This window comes from Kribbella sp. NPDC050470 (assembly GCF_044458365.1).
Taxonomy (GTDB): domain Bacteria; phylum Actinomycetota; class Actinomycetes; order Propionibacteriales; family Kribbellaceae; genus Kribbella.
This window is the reverse complement of record NZ_JBITHV010000006.1, coordinates 488,620-508,579: the sequence shown is the minus strand read 5'-3', so window position 1 is coordinate 508,579 and position 19,960 is coordinate 488,620. Positions and strand designations below refer to the sequence as shown.

Annotated in this window: 17 protein-coding genes and 1 riboswitch; of the genes, 2 read left to right on the top strand and 15 right to left on the bottom strand. The window is 69.2% G+C overall.

Features of this window, described 5'->3' with window-relative positions:
- The first annotated feature begins 64 nt into the window (after positions 1–64).
- A complete protein-coding gene (locus ACIBGM_RS20495) occupies positions 65–1,468 on the top strand; it encodes an amidase (protein ID WP_396386440.1) in 1,404 nt (467 codons plus the stop codon).
- A gap of 6 nt (positions 1,469–1,474) precedes the next feature.
- Here ACIBGM_RS20495 and ACIBGM_RS20490 read toward each other — a convergent pair whose 3' ends face one another.
- From ACIBGM_RS20490 to ACIBGM_RS20460, 7 genes are all read right to left on the bottom strand, one after another.
- Complete coding sequence (locus ACIBGM_RS20490; protein WP_396386439.1) at positions 1,475–2,509, bottom strand: hypothetical protein; 1,035 nt, start codon at positions 2,507–2,509, stop codon at positions 1,475–1,477.
- 9 nt (positions 2,510–2,518) lie between these two features.
- Positions 2,519–3,559, bottom strand: a complete 1,041-nt coding sequence (locus tag ACIBGM_RS20485; RefSeq protein ID WP_360529250.1) for a hypothetical protein — start codon at positions 3,557–3,559, stop codon at positions 2,519–2,521.
- 68 nt (positions 3,560–3,627) lie between these two features.
- On the bottom strand, positions 3,628–5,376 hold the full coding sequence (locus ACIBGM_RS20480) for an IucA/IucC family protein (RefSeq protein WP_396386438.1): 1,749 nt from the start codon (positions 5,374–5,376) through the stop codon (positions 3,628–3,630).
- Complete coding sequence (locus ACIBGM_RS20475; protein WP_396386437.1) at positions 5,373–6,653, bottom strand: lysine N(6)-hydroxylase/L-ornithine N(5)-oxygenase family protein; 1,281 nt, start codon at positions 6,651–6,653, stop codon at positions 5,373–5,375. The genes ACIBGM_RS20480 and ACIBGM_RS20475 overlap by 4 nt, the downstream gene beginning before the upstream one ends.
- 1 nt (position 6,654) lies before the next feature.
- On the bottom strand, positions 6,655–7,179 hold the full coding sequence (locus ACIBGM_RS20470) for a GNAT family N-acetyltransferase (RefSeq protein WP_360529259.1): 525 nt from the start codon (positions 7,177–7,179) through the stop codon (positions 6,655–6,657).
- Positions 7,180–7,196: 17 nt separating this feature from the next.
- A complete protein-coding gene (locus tag ACIBGM_RS20465) occupies positions 7,197–8,819 on the bottom strand; it encodes an IucA/IucC family protein (protein ID WP_396386436.1) in 1,623 nt (540 codons plus the stop codon).
- Positions 8,816–10,306, bottom strand: a complete 1,491-nt coding sequence (locus tag ACIBGM_RS20460) for a pyridoxal phosphate-dependent decarboxylase family protein (protein ID WP_396386435.1) — start codon at positions 10,304–10,306, stop codon at positions 8,816–8,818. Before ACIBGM_RS20460 ends, ACIBGM_RS20465 begins: the two co-directional genes overlap by 4 nt.
- A 271-nt stretch (positions 10,307–10,577) precedes the next feature.
- On the opposite strand from ACIBGM_RS20460, the gene ACIBGM_RS20455 reads away from it, so the two are divergent.
- Positions 10,578–11,534, top strand: coding sequence for a tetratricopeptide repeat protein (locus ACIBGM_RS20455; protein ID WP_360529269.1), 957 nt, complete (start codon positions 10,578–10,580; stop codon positions 11,532–11,534).
- On the opposite strand, the gene ACIBGM_RS20450 is transcribed toward ACIBGM_RS20455, so the two are convergent.
- From ACIBGM_RS20450 to gcvH, 8 genes are all read right to left on the bottom strand, one after another.
- Positions 11,535–12,833, bottom strand: coding sequence for a serine hydrolase domain-containing protein (locus tag ACIBGM_RS20450; RefSeq protein WP_360529272.1), 1,299 nt, complete (start codon positions 12,831–12,833; stop codon positions 11,535–11,537). It abuts the gene before it with no gap.
- Positions 12,830–15,601, bottom strand: a complete 2,772-nt coding sequence (gcvP, locus tag ACIBGM_RS20445) for an aminomethyl-transferring glycine dehydrogenase (protein WP_396386508.1) — start codon at positions 15,599–15,601, stop codon at positions 12,830–12,832. Before gcvP ends, ACIBGM_RS20450 begins: the two co-directional genes overlap by 4 nt.
- Positions 15,602–15,749: 148 nt before the next feature.
- Positions 15,750–15,839: riboswitch (glycine riboswitch) on the bottom strand.
- A gap of 15 nt (positions 15,840–15,854) precedes the next feature.
- Positions 15,855–16,706: a dihydrodipicolinate synthase family protein gene (locus ACIBGM_RS20440; RefSeq protein ID WP_396386434.1), complete on the bottom strand. Its 852-nt coding sequence runs from the start codon at positions 16,704–16,706 to the stop codon at positions 15,855–15,857.
- A gap of 62 nt (positions 16,707–16,768) precedes the next feature.
- Complete coding sequence (locus ACIBGM_RS20435) at positions 16,769–17,383, bottom strand: MerR family transcriptional regulator (RefSeq protein ID WP_396386433.1); 615 nt, start codon at positions 17,381–17,383, stop codon at positions 16,769–16,771.
- 206 nt (positions 17,384–17,589) lie between these two features.
- A complete protein-coding gene (locus ACIBGM_RS20430; protein WP_360529281.1) occupies positions 17,590–18,084 on the bottom strand; it encodes a bifunctional nuclease family protein in 495 nt (164 codons plus the stop codon).
- Positions 18,085–18,174: 90 nt separating this feature from the next.
- Positions 18,175–18,870: a MerR family transcriptional regulator gene (locus tag ACIBGM_RS20425; RefSeq protein WP_360529284.1), complete on the bottom strand. Its 696-nt coding sequence runs from the start codon at positions 18,868–18,870 to the stop codon at positions 18,175–18,177.
- On the bottom strand, positions 18,857–19,393 hold the full coding sequence (locus ACIBGM_RS20420) for an FHA domain-containing protein (RefSeq protein ID WP_360529287.1): 537 nt from the start codon (positions 19,391–19,393) through the stop codon (positions 18,857–18,859). The genes ACIBGM_RS20425 and ACIBGM_RS20420 overlap by 14 nt, the downstream gene beginning before the upstream one ends.
- 179 nt (positions 19,394–19,572) lie before the next feature.
- Positions 19,573–19,956 carry a glycine cleavage system protein GcvH gene (gene gcvH, locus ACIBGM_RS20415; protein ID WP_396386432.1) on the bottom strand — a complete coding sequence of 128 codons (384 nt, stop codon included), beginning with the start codon at positions 19,954–19,956 and terminating at the stop codon, positions 19,573–19,575.
- Positions 19,957–19,960: the final 4 nt, after the last annotated feature.

The following is a 19,960-nucleotide window of genomic DNA, read 5'->3' as shown; positions in this document are numbered from 1 at the left end:
ATCCCAACTGCTCGACACCCGCCCGGGGCTCCCCGGGCGGGTATTTTTTCGTAGGCTCGCAGACGTGAGTGACTCCGCCGCGGATCTCAGCCTGACCGAGGTGCTCCGATTACTGGAGCAGCGCCGGCTCTCCGCGCGCGAGCTCGTCGAGGACTGCCTGCGCCGGATCGACCTGGTGGAGCCTGCCGTCCGTGCCTTCGTCACCCTCACACCCGAGCTGGCGCTGGAGGCCGCACTCCGAGCGGACGAGGCCCGGGCGACGGGCGAGCCGGTCGGCCCGCTGGCCGGCGTACCGGTTGCGGTGAAGGACGTGTTCCTCACCAAAGGAGTGCTCACGACCGCGGGCAGCCAGGTGCTGGCCACCTACGTCCCGGCCGAGGACGCCGCCGTCTGGGAACGACTCGCCGCCGCCGGCGCCGGCATGCTCGGCAAGACGACGACCCACGAGTTCGCCTACGGCACGGCGTCCACTCCGACGGCCAACCCGTGGGACGTCCGCCGTACTCCTGGTGGATCGTCAGGTGGATCTGCGGCCGCGCTCGCCGGGCGCATGGTCCCGATCGCGACCGGGACCGACACCGGCGGTTCGCTCCGCATCCCGGCGGCCGCCTGCGGCGTCTCCACCCTGCGCAGCGCCCGCGGCCGCATCTCCCGGTACGGCGTCATCCCGCTGAGCCCGTCGTTCGACGTCGCCGGCCCGATGGCCCGCCGGATGCTCGACATCTCGCTCCTCATGCGCGTCCTGGCCGGCCACGACCCGCGGGACCCGGCTTCGCTGAACGAACCCTGCCCGCCGTACCCGCTCGGGCCACCGGACGACCTCACCGGTGTCCGCATCGGCCTGCCGATCGAGATGTCGTGGCAACGCGTCGACGAACGCATCGCGGTGGTCTGCCGGGAAGCGCTCGACCTGCTCGTCGGCCGCGGCGCCGTACTGGTCGAGATCGAGAACCCGCCGAGCACCAAGGGCGTCCTGGAGAAGTCCACCGGCGTCTTCGACACCATCAACGAGAGCGAAGCTCACCAGATCCACGACGCGCTGGTCCCGCACAGCCACCTCTACACGCCCCAGGTCCGCGAACGCGTCCGGAAGGGCGAACGCATCAGCCCGCAGCGCTACAACGAGGCGCTCCGCCTCCGCGAGCAGTGGACCCGCGACTGGCGACAACTCATGCGGTCCCATCGCCTGGACGCGATCGCCCACCCCACGATCGACGCCGCTCCCCCACTGATCGACCACAGTCGCCCACCCAAAGGCCCCCGCATCCGCCTCTCGGTCCCCTGGTCCATCGCCGACTTCCCCGCCCTCAGCGTCCCCGCCGGCTTCGACGCCCGCTCCCTCCCCGTAGGCCTCTCCCTGGCCACCCTCCCCGAACACGAAGCCAACCTCCTAGCCCTCGCCATCCGCATAGACGAAGACCTGAAACTCTGGCGCCACGGCCCCCCGACCTCACTTTCGGAGAGCTGAGCACGGCTATTTCGGAGAGCTGAGCACGGCACCGCTCAAGGCCAACAGACCAGCCCCGACCAACGCCGCCGCGATCCGCACGCCCAGAGGAGACCCCTCCCCGAGAATCGCCGGCAACGCCACCAGAACCGCGCCCGCACTGGCCGCACTCCACCGCCGAAGCATCCGCGACCTCGACCGGCTGACCAGCAAGGGAATCCCGACGTGCGCCGGAATCGTCTTGGCGCCGTCCTTCTCGCTCGCCAGGCTGACCTTCACACCGGACAGCGTGTCGTAGTTCTGCGCGGCCAGGTGCAGCCAGAACTCGACCGAGTCGTACCGGAGCCTGACGTAGTACACCTCGTCGGAGGCAACCCGCACGTTGGTGCCACCGGTCGTGCAGGTCAGCTTGTACTCCGCCTTCGGCGCGTACGTCTCGGCGAAGATGTTGGTCACGATCCGGAGCGACTGGCCGTCGACCGCACGGACTCGCCCCTCGTCGTCGAACTGTAGCGACCTGTCCTGCTGAGTCTCGACCGGTGCGACTCGAAGGAAGTACGAGTTCGCGAAGGTGGGATGCAGGGCGAGCCGCCGAGCAGTGGCCAGCCACCTCTCGGGGGCATCGTCGGTGATCTCCTCCGGCATCTGCGGGAAGCTCGACGTGGCCGGATAGAACCGCGCATTCTCGTTCCTCGTCAGCTGACTCGACGTAACCCGGCTCTTGGCGACGATGTCGGCAAACGACAGCGGATACTCGTGCTGCAGGTTCAAGTAGCCACCAACCCGCAACTTGAAGATGAACATATCAGCGACACACTCGGCCCGGACGACTGTGGCGTATCGAATCGGCAGAATGAACGGGTCGCTGCCGCTCGCGACGAAGCCCAGGACGGCGCGGAGGCCGTCGGCTTGATGGCTCGGAACCGCGCGCTGTATCGCCGGTTCCACCCATCTCTCGCGATAGCGGAATTGCAGGATCGCGCCGGGCGGCGCGGCGAGAGCGGTCTGGATGTCCTCGGCATACCGTTGGCGATCGTCGGAGGACAGCAGCAATAGACGCATCGTCGGCTCCTACTTCGGTGAGTTCTGCGCGGCGCCACTCATCGCGAGCAGGCCGGCGCCGGCCAAGGCAGCGGCGATCCGCAGGGACAGCGGCGACCCGTCTCCAAGAATGGCCGGTAGTGCGACCAGTACGGCTCCAGAGCTGGCCGCGAACCAGCGACGAACAGTCCGCGATCTCGACCGATTGATGCGGAATGACAGGGGGACGTGTGCGGGGACCGTTGGCACGCGCGTCGTCTCGCTGGCCAGGCTGATCTTGACCCGCGAGAACGTGTCGTAGTTCTGCACCGCAGGGAACAGCCAGAAATCGACGGCGTCGTACTTCAGCGCAACGTCGTAGACCTCGTCCGACGCGATTCGCAGATTCGGCCCGCCGGGGGTGCAGGTCAGTTTGAAGCCGGAGTCCGGTACGTACCGCTTGGTGTAGATGTTCGTGACGATACGCAGCGACTGACCGTCGATTGCCTCGAGTCGCCCGTCCTTGTCGCATCGCACCACCTTCCCCTGGTAGGTCTCGATCGAAGCGACGCGCAGGAAGAATGCGTTCTCATAGGTTGGGTGAAGGGCCAGCCGCTCCGCCGCTGCAAGCCAGCGGTCGGGTGCGTTGTCAGAAGTCTCCTCCGGCATCCGTGGGAAGTTCGAGGTGGCGGAATGGAACACGCCATTCTCGAAGGCAGTCAACTGGTCGATAGCGATCCGGCTCTGGGTGACGATGCCCGGTAACGAGTCTGGATAGCCCTGCAGATTCGTGTAGCCGCCGATGCGCAACTGGAAGATGAACATATGCGCCACCTTCTCGGCTTTGGCGACGGTGGCATAGCGGATCGGCACCACGAAGGGATCGCTGGTCGACGTGTTCGCAGCGAAGCCGAGTACTGCGCGGATGCCCTCGACCTGCCGACTCGACACAGCCCGCCGCACCGCGGGAGTGACCCATCGGTCGCGATAGCGGAACTGCACGAGTACACCCTCCGGCGCCGCCAGCACCGTCTGGATGTCCTCGGCGTAACGCCGTTTGTTGTCGGACGAGAGAAGCAACAATCTGTCCACGGATCCCCCTCCCCAGAGTGCGAACAGATAAGGCCCGCGAAATGATTCCTACCCAGGAAGGGGTCGCACTACCACTGTCGCAATGGCGGGATCGAGTCGGCGGTGTGCAGCGGGTTGGGGATGGTGCCGGTGGAGGGGATGGGTGGGCGGGTGTCCAGGTCGGTGTAGCCGAGGGTTAGGCGGTAGGCGTTGAGGGGGTAGCGGGTGAAGGTTTCGCCGAGGAGGGCGGTGGCGGATAGGCGGTCGGTGTGTTCGGGGAAGGTGTTGGCGTAGAGGTCGACCTCGCCTCGAGCCAGGCCCCAGAAGGTTTCGGGGGTGAGGAGGTTGGTTTCTTCTAGGAGGTTGGACAGGGGGTTGAGGACGCCTAGGAGGAGGGCGTCTACCAGGTATTGGCGGAGGATGGGCCAGGGTTTGCGGGGGAGGACTCTGGTGTGGGAGTCGGGTTCGGGGCCTCGGGCAAGGATGGGGGTGGTGGAGATGTTGATGTCGTCGACGAGGTCTTTGATGACGATGCGGGCGGGGAGGCCCTCGGGGCCGCAGATGACGGCCAGGTTCTCGCCGTGGGGGTTCACGGTGATGCCGTAGTGGTGCATCAGGTGCAGGAGGGGGCGGAGGACGGCGGAGAGAAGGTGTGAGATCCATTCGCGCGGAGTGGCGCCGGACTTCTCGATGAGGGCCTGGACCAGGGGGCCTTCAGGGGTTGTGTGCAGTACGGCGGCCAGCGCCCAAGCGGTCTCGTTCGGGAGCAGGCGTGGGTCCAGCGGGTCGCGCCAGATGCAGCCGAGGGTCTCGGTCCACTGGTACGGGATGCCGGGGGCACTCGAGAGTTGCGGGTGCCGGACGGTGACGGACGCGACCTCGCCGAGCAGTTCGGTGCCGAGCCGGCCGAGGACCTCGTCGCGGTACCACAGGCCGCGCAGCCACTGGGTGATCATCGGCGCCGCCAGCGTGCAGTGCTCGGGGATGCCGCGGTACACCGACGTGTTGAGGATCTTCAGCGGCAGCTTCACCTGGTAGCGCAGGGGCTGGGAGATGTTCACCATCGTCCGGATCGACTGCGTCGGCAGGTAGTCGTCCGGCCCCTCCCCCAGGACGACGATCTCCCCGGTGGCCAACTCACGCGCCCACTGCGTCCGTACGACGTGGTCCAGCTGCCACGGGTGGCAAGGCAACCAAACGTACGAGTCCGGATCGACCAGTTGACCCCGGAACGCCTCTAGCGCCTCCGGACCGAGCGCACGCCCGACCACAGCGTGCTCCGACAGGTCCGGCGTACCACGGAACTCTGCAAGCCCCCGACGTACGGCGAGCCACACCAAACGCAGCGGGGTGCGTGCTTCCGGCGCATACCGCAGGCTGTCCTCGGCAGAGAACCCCAGTCGACCCTTGTTGGCCACCAGCAACGGGTGTCCGGTCAGATGACCTTCCAGCCGGCTGTGGTGGAGGTCCAGCAACTCGGACCGCGCGGCAGCCGTAGACGCCATCCGTACGTCGGCCGCCAACGTGCTGGCCAACTCAGCCACGTACCCAGCCACAGTGGACCCGTCCAGCCCCAGTACGTCGGCCGCGTCGACCAGGAACTGCACTGGGTCCGTCGCGACCTCACTCTCGTCGTTGCCGAGGATGCCGGCCGTCGTACGGTGTACCGAGTCCGGCGCCACCCGCCAGCTACCGAACGCGCCCCGGGTCGCGGTGAAGGTGTAAGACACCGCGCCGAGGTCCAAGCGATTGTCGACCGGCTGCAGCAGGTTCTCGGTGCAGAACTGGGAGATCAGCTTCGCCAGCAGCTCCGACGAACACCGGGTCCAGTGGTTCATCCGGGGATGGTGAAGTTGGTGAAGGCGGTGGACTTCGGCAGCCGGAACACCTCGCGGCCGGCCACGGCGTTGAGGATCGTGGCGTTGCGGATGGCGCCGATCCCGAGGTCCGGCGCTGCGACACCGTGGCTGTGCAGGTCAGCGTTCGAGACGAAGAGCCGGCCGGTCAGGGTGTCCTCGGTGGCGACGCTGTGGTCCCTGTTGATGATCCACCGGCCGGCCGCGTCGCGCCGTACCTGCTCTTCCACCGCAGTCATGAAGGGCAGCGGGCGGTTGCGATAGCCAGTCGCGGCCACGACCGCGTCGGTGAAGTGCTGGAAGTTCTTGCCGCTGTCGGCGTGGTGCAGCGTCAGCTCGATGCCGTCGGCACGGGCCACGGCGGACACGACGCCTACGCCGCACTGCAGCTCGACCGGAGCGACTGGCCCAGCACCGAGGTCACGCTGGTAGAGCACGTCGTGGATGTCGTCGAGCGTGTCGGACGAGATGCCCTTGTAGTGCCGCCACTGCTCCTTGACCAGCTTGTCGCGCGTCGGCTCCTCCAGTGCGTGGAAGTAGTCGACGTACGACGGTGTCGTCATCTCCAGCACGAGCTTCGAGTAGTCCAGCGGCGCGAACGACGGCGTACGGGTCAGCCACGACACAGCAGGCCCACCAGAGCCGTTGGCACGCAGCAGGTCGAGTGCACACTCGGCGCCGGACTGTCCTGAGCCGACGACGGACACACGCCCTGCCCGCAGCAGGTCGTCCCGGCGGAACAGGTAGTCGGCAGAGTGCAGGAAGCGCTCCTGCGGCAGACCGCTCAACGCAGCAGGCACAAACGGCTCAGTGCCCACACCGACCACCAGATGCCGCGCCGCCAACACCTCGACCCCGTCAGCGCGCTCCACGGTCAAATGGAACACCGAGCCGTCCCACGAGACGTCCTGGACGTGGTGGCCGAAGTGCAGCGAGTCCAGCTGCGCCGCGCACCAGCGCAGGTAGGCCTCGTACTCCCGGCGGGTCGGGTGGAACTTCTCCCGGACGTAGAACTGGTACAGCCGGTCGTTGTCCCGCAGGTACGACAGGAACGACAGCGGGTGCGCCGGCTCCACCAGGCTGACCAGGTCGGCCAGGAACGACACCTGCAGCATCGCGTCGTCGAACATCAGCCCGCGGTGCCAGGTGAACTCCGGACGGCTGTCCAGCACGGCGATGCGTACGTCGTCCACGCCGTCGGCCAGCGCGGCGAGGCCCAGGTTGAAGGGCCCGCAGCCGATCGCGATCACGTCATACATGTCATGCCTCCACGGTCCGGGTGCGGACCATCAGTAGTGCTGTCTTGTCGGGAAGCTGTAGCTCCCCTTGCCGGACGAAGCCGGCCGCGGCGAACGCCCGGACGGACTGCGTGTTGTCGATGTCGGGTTCGGCGACGACCCGCCGGCAGTCCGGGTCGGACTCCAGCAGGGCGTCGGCCAGTGCGCGCAGCAACCGGCGGCCGAGGCCGCGGCCGATCCGCGTGTGGTCGCCGATGGCGACGTGGACGCCCCAGTCGTGGTCGTCGCTCGGGTAGTACTCGGCCAGCCGGTCGTACCGCACCCGGTAGAGCTCGACGTACCCGAAGTCCTCCGAGTCGACCGACACCACACAAGGCGTCGAGTGCTCCCCCGCCGTCTGCGTGCTGAGCTCCTCCACCCACCGCTCGACCGACCAGTCCTGGTGCCACCAGCGCTTGATGTGCGGCTGCGCCATCCAGAGCGCGATCGTGGCGGCGTCGTCAGGCCCTGCGGGTCGAAGGTCGAAGCCGTTGTCCAGATGCAACATCGGTCGGACGTCGCACCTCATCGCAGCGGATTCGGAATGTCGAGGTAGACCGATTGAGCATCCAAAGGCGCAACGACCTCGTCGATGCCACGCAGCCGCGTCAGCATGTTCGCCTTACAAGGCAGCGTCTCCGCCTCCAGCCACCGGCGAGCCAGCCGATCGCCGTCCGGCCCCGCAGCCTTCAGCAACGGCAACGCGAGCGTCAGCCGATCGCGCACCACACCGAGCAGCGCGTCCTCGTCGGCGATCACGTCGTTGGCCAGACACCCCACGACAGCCAGAGCCTGGTTGTGCAGCAGGTAGTAGGTCAGTCGATCGTCGACAATCGGATCATCGACAACCGCCAACGTCGAGTCCCGCATCCCGGTCACGCTCAACAGACCACGCAGGTACGACGAAGCCAGGTAGTAGCCCTGGTTGTCCCGATACGCACCACCCTTGATCCGCCCCGCGCCGTCCAGTCGCACCAGCGTGTTCTGCTGATGCGCCTCGAGCCCGATCCCGGTCTCGGCGTACAGGTGCAGCATCGGGATCAGCACGTTGTCGATGTACGACGCCACCCACCCAGCCGGGTCCTCAGCGGCGTACTCGCTCAACCGGCTGACGCCACCGGGCCGTGGCGCGACCAGTCCGGCCAGGCACGCGTAGCTGTCAACATCGGCCGGCACCTCCCGTACGGCGACGTCCAGCCCGGTCAGCGTGGGTCCGCCCTCGTCCAGGGCCACCCACGCCGGATCGCGGACGATGGTGAACCGCGGATGGGCGGTCGCCGTACCGGCGTTGTACGCCGCGTCCAGCAACCTGTTGATCTCCAGGCCGCGGCGCAGCTCGGTCGGCGTCGACTCGCGGCGGGAGTTGGTGATCCGCAGACCGAGCGACAGCTTCAGCATCACCGGCAGGTCCGGGTGGTAGACGGTCCGCAGGCTCGACGTCGGGTACCACTGAGCGCCCTGCGGGCCCAGCGCCTTGACGCGGCCGGCCGCGATGAGCTCGGCCACCCGTGGCCGCTGCAGCACGGACGCCGCCTGCCACGGGTGGGCCGGGATCAGCACGCGGCCCGCCGACGGAGTGATGCCGGCCAGCGCGCCCATCAGCTGCAGAGCGTCCAGTCCCTGCAGTGCGGGCGCGCCGGCCACGTGGTCCGACGACACCAGCTCGGCGTCGGCTTCGAACCAGTGCACAGCGAAGCGGCCGCCGAGCTCCGGCGAGTACGCCGCCAGCTCGTCACCGCTCAGGCCGTCCCGGCTCTTGGGCGCCGGGTGGTTCAGATGACCGAACAGCAGTGCCTGCTCCATCTCGAGGAACCGGCCCGGACCACGCTCGCCGTCGGCCTCGGCGACGAACCGGTCGACGTTGCGGACCGACTCCGCCGTACGCGTCGCCAGGTCGTCGACCTCGGCCGGGTCCGCGCCGGTGGACAGCAACCGGACCAGGTCCTCCGGCGTCGGCGGCACGCCGTCCACCAGTACGTCGGTGAACTGGTGCAGGCCGGTCCGGGACGCGTGCTCGACCCGCGCGGTCACAGTCGACTCGCCGACGTCGAACGTCAGCGGACCGACCGCGACCTGGACCGGTGTCTCCCGCGTGTAGCACCGCAGGATCGCGTTGAGATGGGCAGCAACTGCCAACGGTACTGTCACGCCGCTCCTTCGCCACCCTCCGCCCGGACGTCCAGGCCGGTGGCGACGACCTGGTCGAGCAGCTCCTCGATGTCCGTCGCGGTGGCGTTCGGGTTCAGCAGCGTCAGCTTCAACGCGACCGCGGCCGGCCGGCCGCCCCGCGCCGGCAGCTTGGTCCGGCCGATCAGCGCCCGCCCGGACGTCAGCAACCGGCGCCGGACCTCCCCCTGGAGGGCGTCCGCCTCGGCCGCCTCCAGGCCCTCCCCCGCGACCCGGAACAACACCGTGGTCAGGGTCACCGGCGCCAGCAACTCGAGGTTGCTGTCGGCAACGACCCGGGCCGCGGCGGCGTGCGCGAGCTCGTGACAGGTGTCGAGCATTGTGCCCAGTCCGGCCCGCCCGTATGCCGTCAACGTGGTGGCGACTTTGACCGCGTCCGGACGCCGGGTGGTCTGCAGGCTCCGGCCGAGCAGACCGTCCAGACCGGAGTCGATGTCGTCGGTCGGGTTCAGGTAGTCGACCGAGCGGCCGAAGGAGGCGAACCGGTTCTTGTCCGCCACCAGCAGCACGCTGGTCGCGGCGGGCTGCCAGCCGATCTTGTGCAGGTCCAGCGTCACCGAGTCCGCGTGCGAAAGGTCGGCCAGCAGCGGCGCGAGCTGGTCGGAGAACAGCGCACCGAACCCGTACGCCGCGTCGACGTGCACCCAGGCGCCGTACTGCCGGGCCAGCTCGGCGATCGGCGCGATCGGGTCGACCGATCCGAAGTCCGTCGTACCGGCCGTGGCGACCACCGCGACCGGGGTGCGGCCGGGCTTGGCGAGCTCGTCGGCCAGCACGTCGGTGCGCATCCGGAAGTTCTCGTCGGCGGCGATGGTGACCGCGGCCTCCTCCCCGAGCCCGAGGGCCGCGCAGGCCCGCTGGACCGAGAAGTGGGCGAGCTCGGAGCAGAACACGACCGGGTGGTCGAGACCCTGCAGGCCGTTGCGCCGTACGTCGACGCCGATCGCGGCGGCCGCGCTGTCACGGGCGATCAGTACGGCGAGCAGGTTGGAGATCGAACCGCCCGGAGTGAGTACGCCGTCCGCGTCCGGACCGAATCCGGCCAGGCCGGCCAGCGCCTTGACCACCCAGCGCTCGATCGCCAGCGTCGCCGGGCCGGAGTCGTAGGTGTCCATCGAGGCGTTGCTCGCCGAGGCCAAGGCGTCGGCGTCGACCGCGACCTGCAGGACCGGCGGCTGCAGGTGGGCCGCGGCGTGCGGGTGGCTGAGGTCGATTCCGTTGTCCGCGAGCAGCCCCGCGATCAGGTCCAGCGCGGCCGACTCACCGACCCCGGTCGAGGGAATGCGCGGTTCCCCCAGGACGTCGGCGGTCCGCCGCAGCACGTCGGCGGGCGAACCGGCCGGCAACGGTCCACGGCCCGGGTCGGAGACAGTCGAGGCCAGCGGCCACGAAGTGAACGGGCTGCGCACCGGGGAGGGCAGCGCAGTCAGACGCGCAGGTTGCGGCATCCAGATCTCCCGAAGAAGTTGTTAGGTAAACCTTAGTAAGGCGCACCTAACTTAGACTGCCCGCTCAGTACCGTGTCAACTCCGGTCCGTGTCGGTCCCGCACCTGAAACCTCAACGCTGCAAAGGAAGCCAACGACACACCCACACAGGTGTGGCGAGGTTCACGTGGCTGATCTCCGCACCACGTCCACGACCCGTGATTTCCCACCGGCCACACCGCGGCAACCAGCAGCGGCCGGCGAGCATCTAAATCTGCTAAGGGGGTGACGTCATGCTGCGGCGTTATGCGATGCGCTGGCTCGGCCTGGCGGCTGCGGTCACGTATCTCGGCCGCGCCCTCGGGGCCAACTGGGTCGCCACCCGCAGTACGGCGGCCGGACGGCTCGAGGATGCCGCCGACCAACTGGCTAAAACGGTCAAGTACTTGCGCAAACTCGCGTTCGTCCGGCCGAACGAGCTCAAGCGCCTCGGCGACGGCCTGATGGCGCAATGGCTGACGCTGTTCCGGTTGAAGCGCACCGCCGAAGCCCTGGTGGTCGCGGAGGAGAACGTCGCGGTCTGGCAGATCCTCGCCGCGAACCATTACCACCGCCTCTACCTGGCGCAGGCGCTCGACATGCTCGAGGGCAGTCGATCCATGGCCGGGATCGTCGGCCGGCACCCGGCAACGGACGAGCTGCTGCGGCTACGCTCCGAACTGGCGGACGAGGCGAGCCGCAAACACGCGCATTCACTCACCCTCGCCGCCGAACACCACGTGGCGCAGCAGGACTACGCCGCAGCACTGCCACTCCTGGAGCAGATCGTCCGCATCCGCCGCACGCTCGCGGCGACAGACTCTGATCGGTGCTCGAAACTCATCAACGGTCTCACCGACCTCGGGCACTGCCTGACGGATCTCGGCGACCACGAACGAGCCCGAGCGGCGCATGCGGAAGTCCTGGAGCTCGCGCGCGAAGCCGATGCGACCGGGCCGACCGAGCTGGCAGCCCGGCTCGTCAACCTCGCCGGCAGCCTGCGCGAGTTGCAGCGGTACGACGAAGCCGTGCCGCTCGACCAGGAAGCCGTCGTGATCCTGCGTGCGGATCTGCACTCCGGCAAGCCGCACGAGAAGGCCGCCGAACGGCTGGCCTGGGCCCTCAGCCTGCTCTCCGACGACCTCCGCGCTGTCGGCCGCTTCGACGAAGCACGCACTGCGGAGCACGAGCTCGAGACGCTGGACGACTGATCAGGCGCCGTACGGGGTCCTGGTCAGGACGAAGGTGGCGAGGTTGAGGTGGGTGGTGCCGTCGGCGCGGATGACGCGGAGCTTCTCGCCGGCGAAGTAGCCGTCGCGACCCTGGTAGAGGTCGGGGCCCAGCGGTGAGAAGCGGGAGGTCAGGGCGCCGGTGAGTTGGAGGATTCCGCCGGAGACGGACATGGTGAGCGGCGAGTTGCCCCAGTACCACTGGCCGAGCAGGTCGGAGCCATGCTCGAGCGCCGGCTCCGGCACCCACTCCTGCGGCAGCAACGGCTCGTGGGCGACCAGGATGCGCAGCAGGTCCGGTGGCAGTGACGCGACCCGGCCGTACGTCGCGTTGCCCAACGTCACCGCACCGATCCGGCGGGCCCGGTCGACGAACAGCCCGGCCAGGAAGCCCGGCATCGAGCCGGTGTGGCCGATCAGCAGGTGCGGGTCGTCGGCGATCAGCCGGAGGCCGAGTCCGTACGACGCGGTCAGCCCCTCCCGTGGATCCGCCGCCGACGGCGCCGCCATCTCCTCCACCGTGTCCCGGCTGAGCACCTCGTACACCGGGTCGATCCAGAACCGCGCGTACGTCGCCAGGTCCTCGATCGTGCTCCACAACTGACCGGCCGGCGCCATCGCACCGGCGTCGTACGCGGGCTCCTCCGCGAGCTGCCCGCTGAACGGATGCACCGAGAACCCCTGCGCAGACGGCCCAGCCGGGAAGTACGACGTACGCCGCATTTCCAGCGGGTCGAGGATGCGCTCCTGGACCAGTTCGAGCCAGGACGCACCCCGCAGCCGGGCCACGAGCTCACCGAGCAGGCCGTAACCGAGGTTCGAGTAGTGGTGCCGCCGGTCGGCGGGACCGGCGGCCTGCGACTCGTCCATCGCCGCCGCGAGCTGGTCGAACGAGACACCGGGGTTGCGCTCCCACCACGGGCCTTCCGGCTCGGCGTTCATACCGCCGCTGTGCGCGAGCAGGTGCCGGATCGTCCTGTCCCCGAAGGCGATTCCCGGCAGGTGCTTGCCCACAGCATCGTTCAGCGCCAGCAGCCCGTCGTCGCGGCACTGCATCACCAGCACCGCGGTCAGCGTCTTCGTGATCGACCCGATCCGGTACTGCACGTCCGGACCGGGCGCCCCACCGTCCACCGTGGCGAACTGCCCGCGCGACCCGGTCCACACCAGCGCCCCGTCCCGGACCACCCCGGCGTTGACCGACGGCAACTTCCACTCGCTCTGCGCCGCCGCAACCTCGGCAAACAGAGCAGCGGCGGTATCAGGGCGAACCTCGGTCACTCAAAGGCCTCCGGGGCGGGGCAGGAGCAGATCAGGTTGCGGTCGCCGTAGGCGCCGTCGATGCGGCGGACCGGGGGCCAGTACTTCGACGTGCGGTCCACCGAGCGCGGGAAGGCGGCCTCCTCGCGGGTGTAGGCGTGCTCCCACTTGTCGTTGATGACCGACTCGGCGGTGTGCGGCGCGTTCACCAGCGGGTTGTCCGCGGCCGGCCACTCCCCCGCCGCGACCCGGTCGATCTCGTGCCGGATCGCGATCATCGCGTCGCAGAATCGGTCCAGCTCACCGAGGTCCTCGGACTCGGTCGGCTCGACCATCAGCGTGCCGGCCACCGGGAACGACATCGTCGGCGCGTGGAAGCCGTAGTCGATCAGCCGCTTCGCGACGTCGTCGACGCTGATCCCGGTCTCCTTCGTCATCGGCCGCAGGTCGAGGATGCACTCGTGCGCGACCAGGCCGTTCTCGCCGGTGTACAGCACCGGGAAGACGTCCTCGAGCCGCTTCGCCACGTAGTTCGCCGTCAGCACCGCGGCCTTGGTCGCCGCAGTCAGCCCCTCGGCGCCCATCATCCGGATGTACGCCCACGAGATCGCGAGCACGCCCGCGGACCCGAACGGCGCCGCGCTGATCGGGCCGACGCCGGACTCCGGCCCGGCCTGGTCCAGCAGCGGGTGGTTCGGCAGGTACGGCGCCAGGTGCGCGGCGACCGCCACCGGGCCGACCCCCGGGCCACCGCCGCCGTGCGGGATGCAGAACGTCTTGTGCAGGTTCAGGTGGCTGACGTCGCCGCCGAACTCACCGGGCTTGGCCAGGCCGAGCAACGCGTTCAGGTTCGCGCCGTCGACGTACACCTGGCCGCCGTGGTCGTGGACGATTTGGCAGACCTCGGTCACGCTCTCCTCGTACACGCCGTGCGTGGACGGGTAGGTGATCATGATCGCCGCGAGCTTGGCCGCGTGCTCGGACGCCTTCGCGCGCAGGTCGTCCAGGTCGATGGTGCCGTCGTCGTTGCCCTTGACAACGACCACCTTCATGCCGGCCATCACCGCGGAGGCGGCGTTGGTGCCGTGCGCGCTGGCCGGGATCAGGCAGACGTTGCGGTCCTGGTCGCCGTTCGCCCGGTGGTAGCCGCGGATCGCCAGCAGGCCGGCCAGCTCACCCTGGGAGCCGGCGTTCGGCTGGATCGACACCTTCGCGTAGCCGGTCACCTCGGCCAGCCAGCGCTCCAGCTGGCCGATCAGCTTCACGTACCCGGCCGCGTCCTCGACCGGCGCGAACGGGTGCAGGTCGGCGAACTCCGGCCAGGTGACCGGCTCCATCTCGGTGGTCGCGTTGAGCTTCATCGTGCACGAGCCGAGCGGGATCATCCCGCGGTCCAGCGCGTAGTCGTAGTCCGACAGCTTGCGCAGGTACCGCAGCATCGCGGTCTCGGACCGGTGCGTGTTGAACACGGGGTGGGTCAGGTAGTCCGACGTACGGCGGACCGCCTCGGGCAATGCGGTCGCGGACAGCGCGCCGTCGTACCGCAGGTCGAAGGAGTCGCAGACCGAGCGGAGCGCGTGCGCGTCGGTCTTCTCGTCGCAGGAGATGCCGACGTGGTCGGCGTCGACGAGCCGCAGCCAGATCCCGTTCTGCCGGGCGGCGTCGACCACGTCCGCGGCGCGACCCGGGACCCGGGCCAGCACGGTGTCGAAGAAGTTGTCGTGGACTACCTCCACGCCGCCGGCCCGCAGCGACTCGGCCAGCTTGCCGGCGTAGTCGTTGACGCGCGCCGCGATCGCCTTCAGGCCGTCCGGCCCGTGGTAGACGGCGTACATCGACGCGACCACGGCCAGCAGGACCTGCGCCGTACAGATGTTCGAGGTCGCCTTCTCGCGGCGGATGTGCTGCTCGCGGGTCTGCAGCGCCAGCCGGTACGCCGGGGCGCCGTCGGCGTCCACCGAGACCCCGACGAGACGACCCGGCAACGACCGCTCGAGACCGGAGCGCACGGACATGAACCCGGCGTGCGGACCGCCGTAGAACAGCGGTACGCCGAAGCGCTGCGACGACCCGATCACGATATCGGCGCCAGCCTCACCCGGAGCCTCCAGCAGGGTCAGCGCGAGCAGGTCGGACGCGACCGCGACCAGGGTGTCGCGCTCGTGCGCGGCGGCGATCAGCGGCTTCAGGTCGCGGACCACGCCGCCGGAGCCCGGGTACTGCACCAGGAAGCCAAAGAAGTCGCCCTCGGGCAGGCCGTCGGTGGTGTCGGCGACCACGACCTCGATCCCGAGCGCCTCGGCCCGGGTCTGCACCACTGCGATGGTCTGGGCGAAGCAGTCCGCGTCGACCAGGAACCGGTCCGACTTGCTCTTCTTGTTGGATCGGTGCGCCAGCGTCATCGCCTCGGCGGCCGCGGTGCCCTCGTCGAGCAGCGACGCGTTCGCGGTCGGCAGGCCGGTCAGGTCGGAGACCACGGTCTGGAAGTTCAGCAGCGCCTCGAGCCGGCCCTGGGAGATCTCCGGCTGGTACGGCGTGTAGGCCGTGTACCAGGCCGGGTTCTCGACCAGGCGGCGGACGATGACGGACGGCGTGAAGGTGCCGTAGTACCCCTGGCCGATCATCGAGGTGGCGACGTTGTTGCGCGCGGCGAGCTGGCGCAGCTCGTGCAGCGCGTCCACCTCGGAGGCCGGGTCAGGCAGCCGGAGCGCCTCGGCGGACCGGATCGACGCGGGCACGGCGGCGTCCACGAGCGCGTCGACGTCGTCGTACCCGAGAAGCTGGGTCATCCGCGCGACCTCGTCCGGGCGCGGTCCGATGTGGCGGTCGGCGAAGGCCGCCGAGACCTGTGGAATGTCGTTCACTAGAGGCTCCGTTGCTGACAGTGCTGCCGGTGGCCTCCCCCTCTGTCACGCCCGGTGCGCGCTCCAGAGTCGCCTGTGGCACTCGGTCCATGGGCCTGAGAGGTTCCGGGGAGGAATTGCCCCTTCGGCGCCCGGGTCAACGGGTCTCTCCCGAGTGCTGTGTACGGCTGTCCCGAGGCTACCAGGAATCCTCGAACAGTTCGGGTAGCAGCCTCCGGGCGACCGGCCGGGCGGCCTCGACCTGAGCTGTGGTGGCAGACGTCATCGGCCAGCGGACTCGCGTCCCGACGTCCGCCCAGTCACCGACCGCAGCCAGGAACTTGTCCAGCGCCGGGTTGGACAGCCCGGCCTTCTGCAGCGGTACGACGTGCTGCGCGAAGAACTCGCCGATCCGCCGCTCGACATCCAGGTCGCGCGCAAACCTGAAAGCACCGTTCGGTGACAGCGCCGCGACGTTCGAGTAGCTGCCGTGCGCACCGAGTAGCGACATGCTCGCCAGGAAGTGACCGGGCACGAAGATCGACAGCCCGGACTTCGTTGCCTCGTCGAACCATGCCTTGTCCCCGCCGGCGGTCTTCAAGCCGATCAGGCTCGGCGCCAACTGCTGCAGCAACTGCGGCCCGACCGGTGTCTTCGCATGCGGCGGGTTGTAGAGCACGAGCGGTACGTCGCCTGCCGTGTCCGCCACCCGCCGGACGAAGTCGAGGGCCTCGCGGTCGTTGAGCGGCAACCAGTCGGGCAGGATCACCTGGATCGCGCCCGGCTCGAGCACGGCTGCCCGTTGCACGCGCGCCAGCTGGACCTGCGCCGACGGGTGACTGGCGCCGATCTGGAACGGCTTGCCCGCCCCGGCCAGCACCTCGTTGACCCGGTCGAACTCGTCCTCGGTCAGGGTCTGGAACTCCCCCGCCGTGCCGTGTGCGTAGAGCCCATCCAGCTCGGTGGTGGCTAGGGTCGCCGCCTGGGCCTCCAGGCGGGTGAAGTCGATGGTGTCGTCCGCATTCAGGGGTAACAACAAAGTCGCCCACACACCGCGCAGCGATTCAGCGGTGAGTGGGCGCACTATGGTTCGGAGTCGGGGTTCGGAGTCGGTCAGCCGGTCATGCGGGCGCGGCGGCGGGCGGCGAGCTCGTCGTTCGCGTGGTGGTCGCCGTCGTCGTGACCGTCGGCGCGCTCGGTGGGCAGCTCGGACAGCGAGCCCTCGACCTCGCGCCAGACGCCGCCGAGCGCGATCCCGAACACGCCCTGGCCGCCGGCCAGCAGGTCGATGACCTCGTCCGGCGAGGTGCACATGTAGACCGAGGCGCCGTCGCTCATCAGCGTGATCTGGGTCAGGTCGTCGATCCCGCGCTTGCTCAGGTGCGCGATCGCGGTCCGGATCTGCTGCAGCGAGATCCCGGCGTCCAGCAGGCGCTTGATCACTTTCAGCAACAAGACGTCGCGGAAGCCGTACAGCCGCTGCGTGCCCGAGCCGGTCGCCGGGCGGACCGACGGGGAGACCAGGCCGGTGCGGGCCCAGTAGTCGAGCTGACGGTAGGTGATCCCGGCCGCGGCGCACGCCGTCGGGCCGCGGAACCCGACGTCCTCCGGCATCGGCCGCAGGTCGTCGTCGAAGAGCAGACCCTGGACGCCCGCGGCAGCGGCCGCCTCGGCGTGTGCTTCGGACGTCGACTGCGCCGTCAGATCCGTGTCGCCGGTGCGTGTCACGCCTGAGCCTCCCTGGGTACCGACTGGAACGGGTCACATCCGTGGAGTGACAACACCCCACAACTCCTTCAAGGTAAGCCGCCGATCAGGGAGGGTCAACGATCACCGCCCTGGTCCGAGAGCGTGTCGCAACCCTGACCTCAATCGTTACCTTGCGTGCCTTGTACCAGACCGTTCAAATCTGCCTGTGCTGACCGGTCAGTAGGTCAGCTCTTGTCGAAGTCTTCCGGGGTCACCTGGTCCAGGAACTCGCGGAACCGCTCGACCTCTTCCTCCTCCTCCACCTCGTCCGCGCCGGCCGTCTCACTGTCCGGCACCGGGATGCCGGCCTCGGCCAGGATCTCCTCCGCGCAGAACACCGGCGTCCCGGTGCGCAGCGCCAGCGCGATCGAGTCCGACGGCCGCGCGGAGATCTCGGTCTTGTCGTCGAACACCAGGATCGCCTCGAACACGCCGTCGGTCAGGTTCACGATCCGGACCTGGCTGAGGGTGTGCCCGAGCACCCGGATCGTCTCGGCGAACAGGTCGTGCGTCAGTGGCCGGGGTGGCTCCATTCCCTGCTGGGCGAAAGCGATCGCACTCGCCTCGGCAGCGCCGATCCAGATCGGCAGGTACCGCTCGCCCCCGACCTCCCGGAGCAGCACGATCGGCTGGCTCGAGGGCATCTCTACCCGGACTCCGATGACATCGACTTCGCGCACACCTTCAGCCTACTCCGCGGGACAGCCCCGGGCAGGCCCGCGGGTGCGCCGGTGGACAGGACGTGCACGACCAAGGGCACAACCAAGGGCTCAGCGCGGCAGCCGGGAGCGGACCAGTGCCGCATGCAACCGGACGGCCAGCGCCGCCAACTCCTCGGTCTGCGCGGTACGGCGGGGCCCGGTGACCTGCTCGATCAGGCCGGCCTCGCGGTCGGCCGCGGTACGGAACAGGCGCAGGTGCCGCGGCTCGATGCCGTGCCCGGCGAACTCGCCGGCGAGCTTGGCGACCACGATCGCGTCGCCGTCGTAGTGGTTGCCGCGGGCCACCACCAGGCCGTGGTTCTCCAGCTGGTCGAGCAGCTCGGGCTCGACACCGGCCGCGGCCCGCAGCTCGTCCCGGGTCAGCTTGAGCTCGGTGCCGTAGGCACCGAAGTCCTCGGCGGCGGGCAGGCCGGGTGTCTCCGGCAAGGAGCTCGGCGCCACCGGCGGGCCAGCGGCCGCCGGGCGCAGGCCGCGGTCCATCGCGGCCAGGTGCTCCTTGATGATGCGCAGCGGCAGGTACTGGTCGCGCTGCGCGGTCAGCACGTACCGGAGCCGGTCGACGTCGGCGTCGCTGAACTTGCGGTAGCCCGACGCGGTCCGGGCCGGCGTCACCAGCCCCTCGGCCTCCAGGAACCGGATCTTGGAGATGGTGACGCCGTCGAACTCGGCCTGCAGGAGCTGCAGCACGTCACCGATGCCCCTGCCGTCGACAGGGCCTTCGGCGGACGGCTCAGGCTTGGCCACTGGCGTAGTACACCAGCCGGTACTTGCCGATCTGGACCTCGTCGCCGTTGTTGAGCTGGACCTCGTCGATCCGGTCCCGGTTCACGTAGGTGCCGTTCAGGCTGCCGACGTCGCGGACCTTCACGCCGTACGCGTCCCGGCGGAACTCGGCGTGCCGGCGCGACACGGTCACGTCGTCGAGGAAGATGTCGCTGTCCGGGTGCCGGCCGGCGGTGACCACGTCGACGTCGAGCAGGAACCGGCTGCCCGCGTTCGGGCCGCGCTGGACGATCAGCAGGGCGGACCCGGCCGGCAGCGCGCCGACCGCGGCCTCGTCGTCGGCCGACAGCGGCTCACCGGTGCCGGTCGGCTCGGGCTCGACACCGATCGGGGTGAGCATCGCGGTGTCGGTGACACCGGGTGTGACACCGGGTGCTGCCGGGGTTGCCGCCGGGCGGTCCGCGCCAGGGAGCATCGCTCCGCACTGCGAGCAGAACCGGCTGCCCTCGGAGTTCTCGTGCCCGCACTGGTTGCAGAACGGCATGCTGTGATCCTCCCGATCGCCGGCGGTCCGGCGACGTTTTCGATAGACCCCGTATGAACAAGTGTGGACGCCAAACCGCGGACCTCAACCCTCTACCAGCGGTTGAGGTCCGGCCAACCTATCAGGAGCCGCCAAGCCCGTTACGGGCGGTGCCCAGGCACCCTGGCGGCGGGTGGAGGTCAGCTCTGGTCGAGCTGGCCCTGGTAGGTCTCGGCGTCCATCAGCGCCTCGACCTCCTCGGCGTCCTCGACCTCGATGTCGAGCAGCCAGCCCTCGCCGTACGGGTCGGTGTTGACCAGGTCGGGCTGGTCGGCCAGGGACTCGTTCACCGCGGTCACGGTGCCGTTCACCGGGGCGAACAGGTCGCTCACGCTCTTGGTCGACTCCAGCTCGCCGCAGGCGTCGCCGGCCCGCACCTTGCTGCCGACCTCGGGCAGCTGCACGTACACGATGTCGCCGAGCGCGTCCTGCGCGAAGTCGGTGATGCCGATCCGCACCGGTCCGTCGCCGTCGGCCTTCACCCACTCGTGCTCGGCCGTGTACTTCAGGTCTTCGGGGTACACCTTT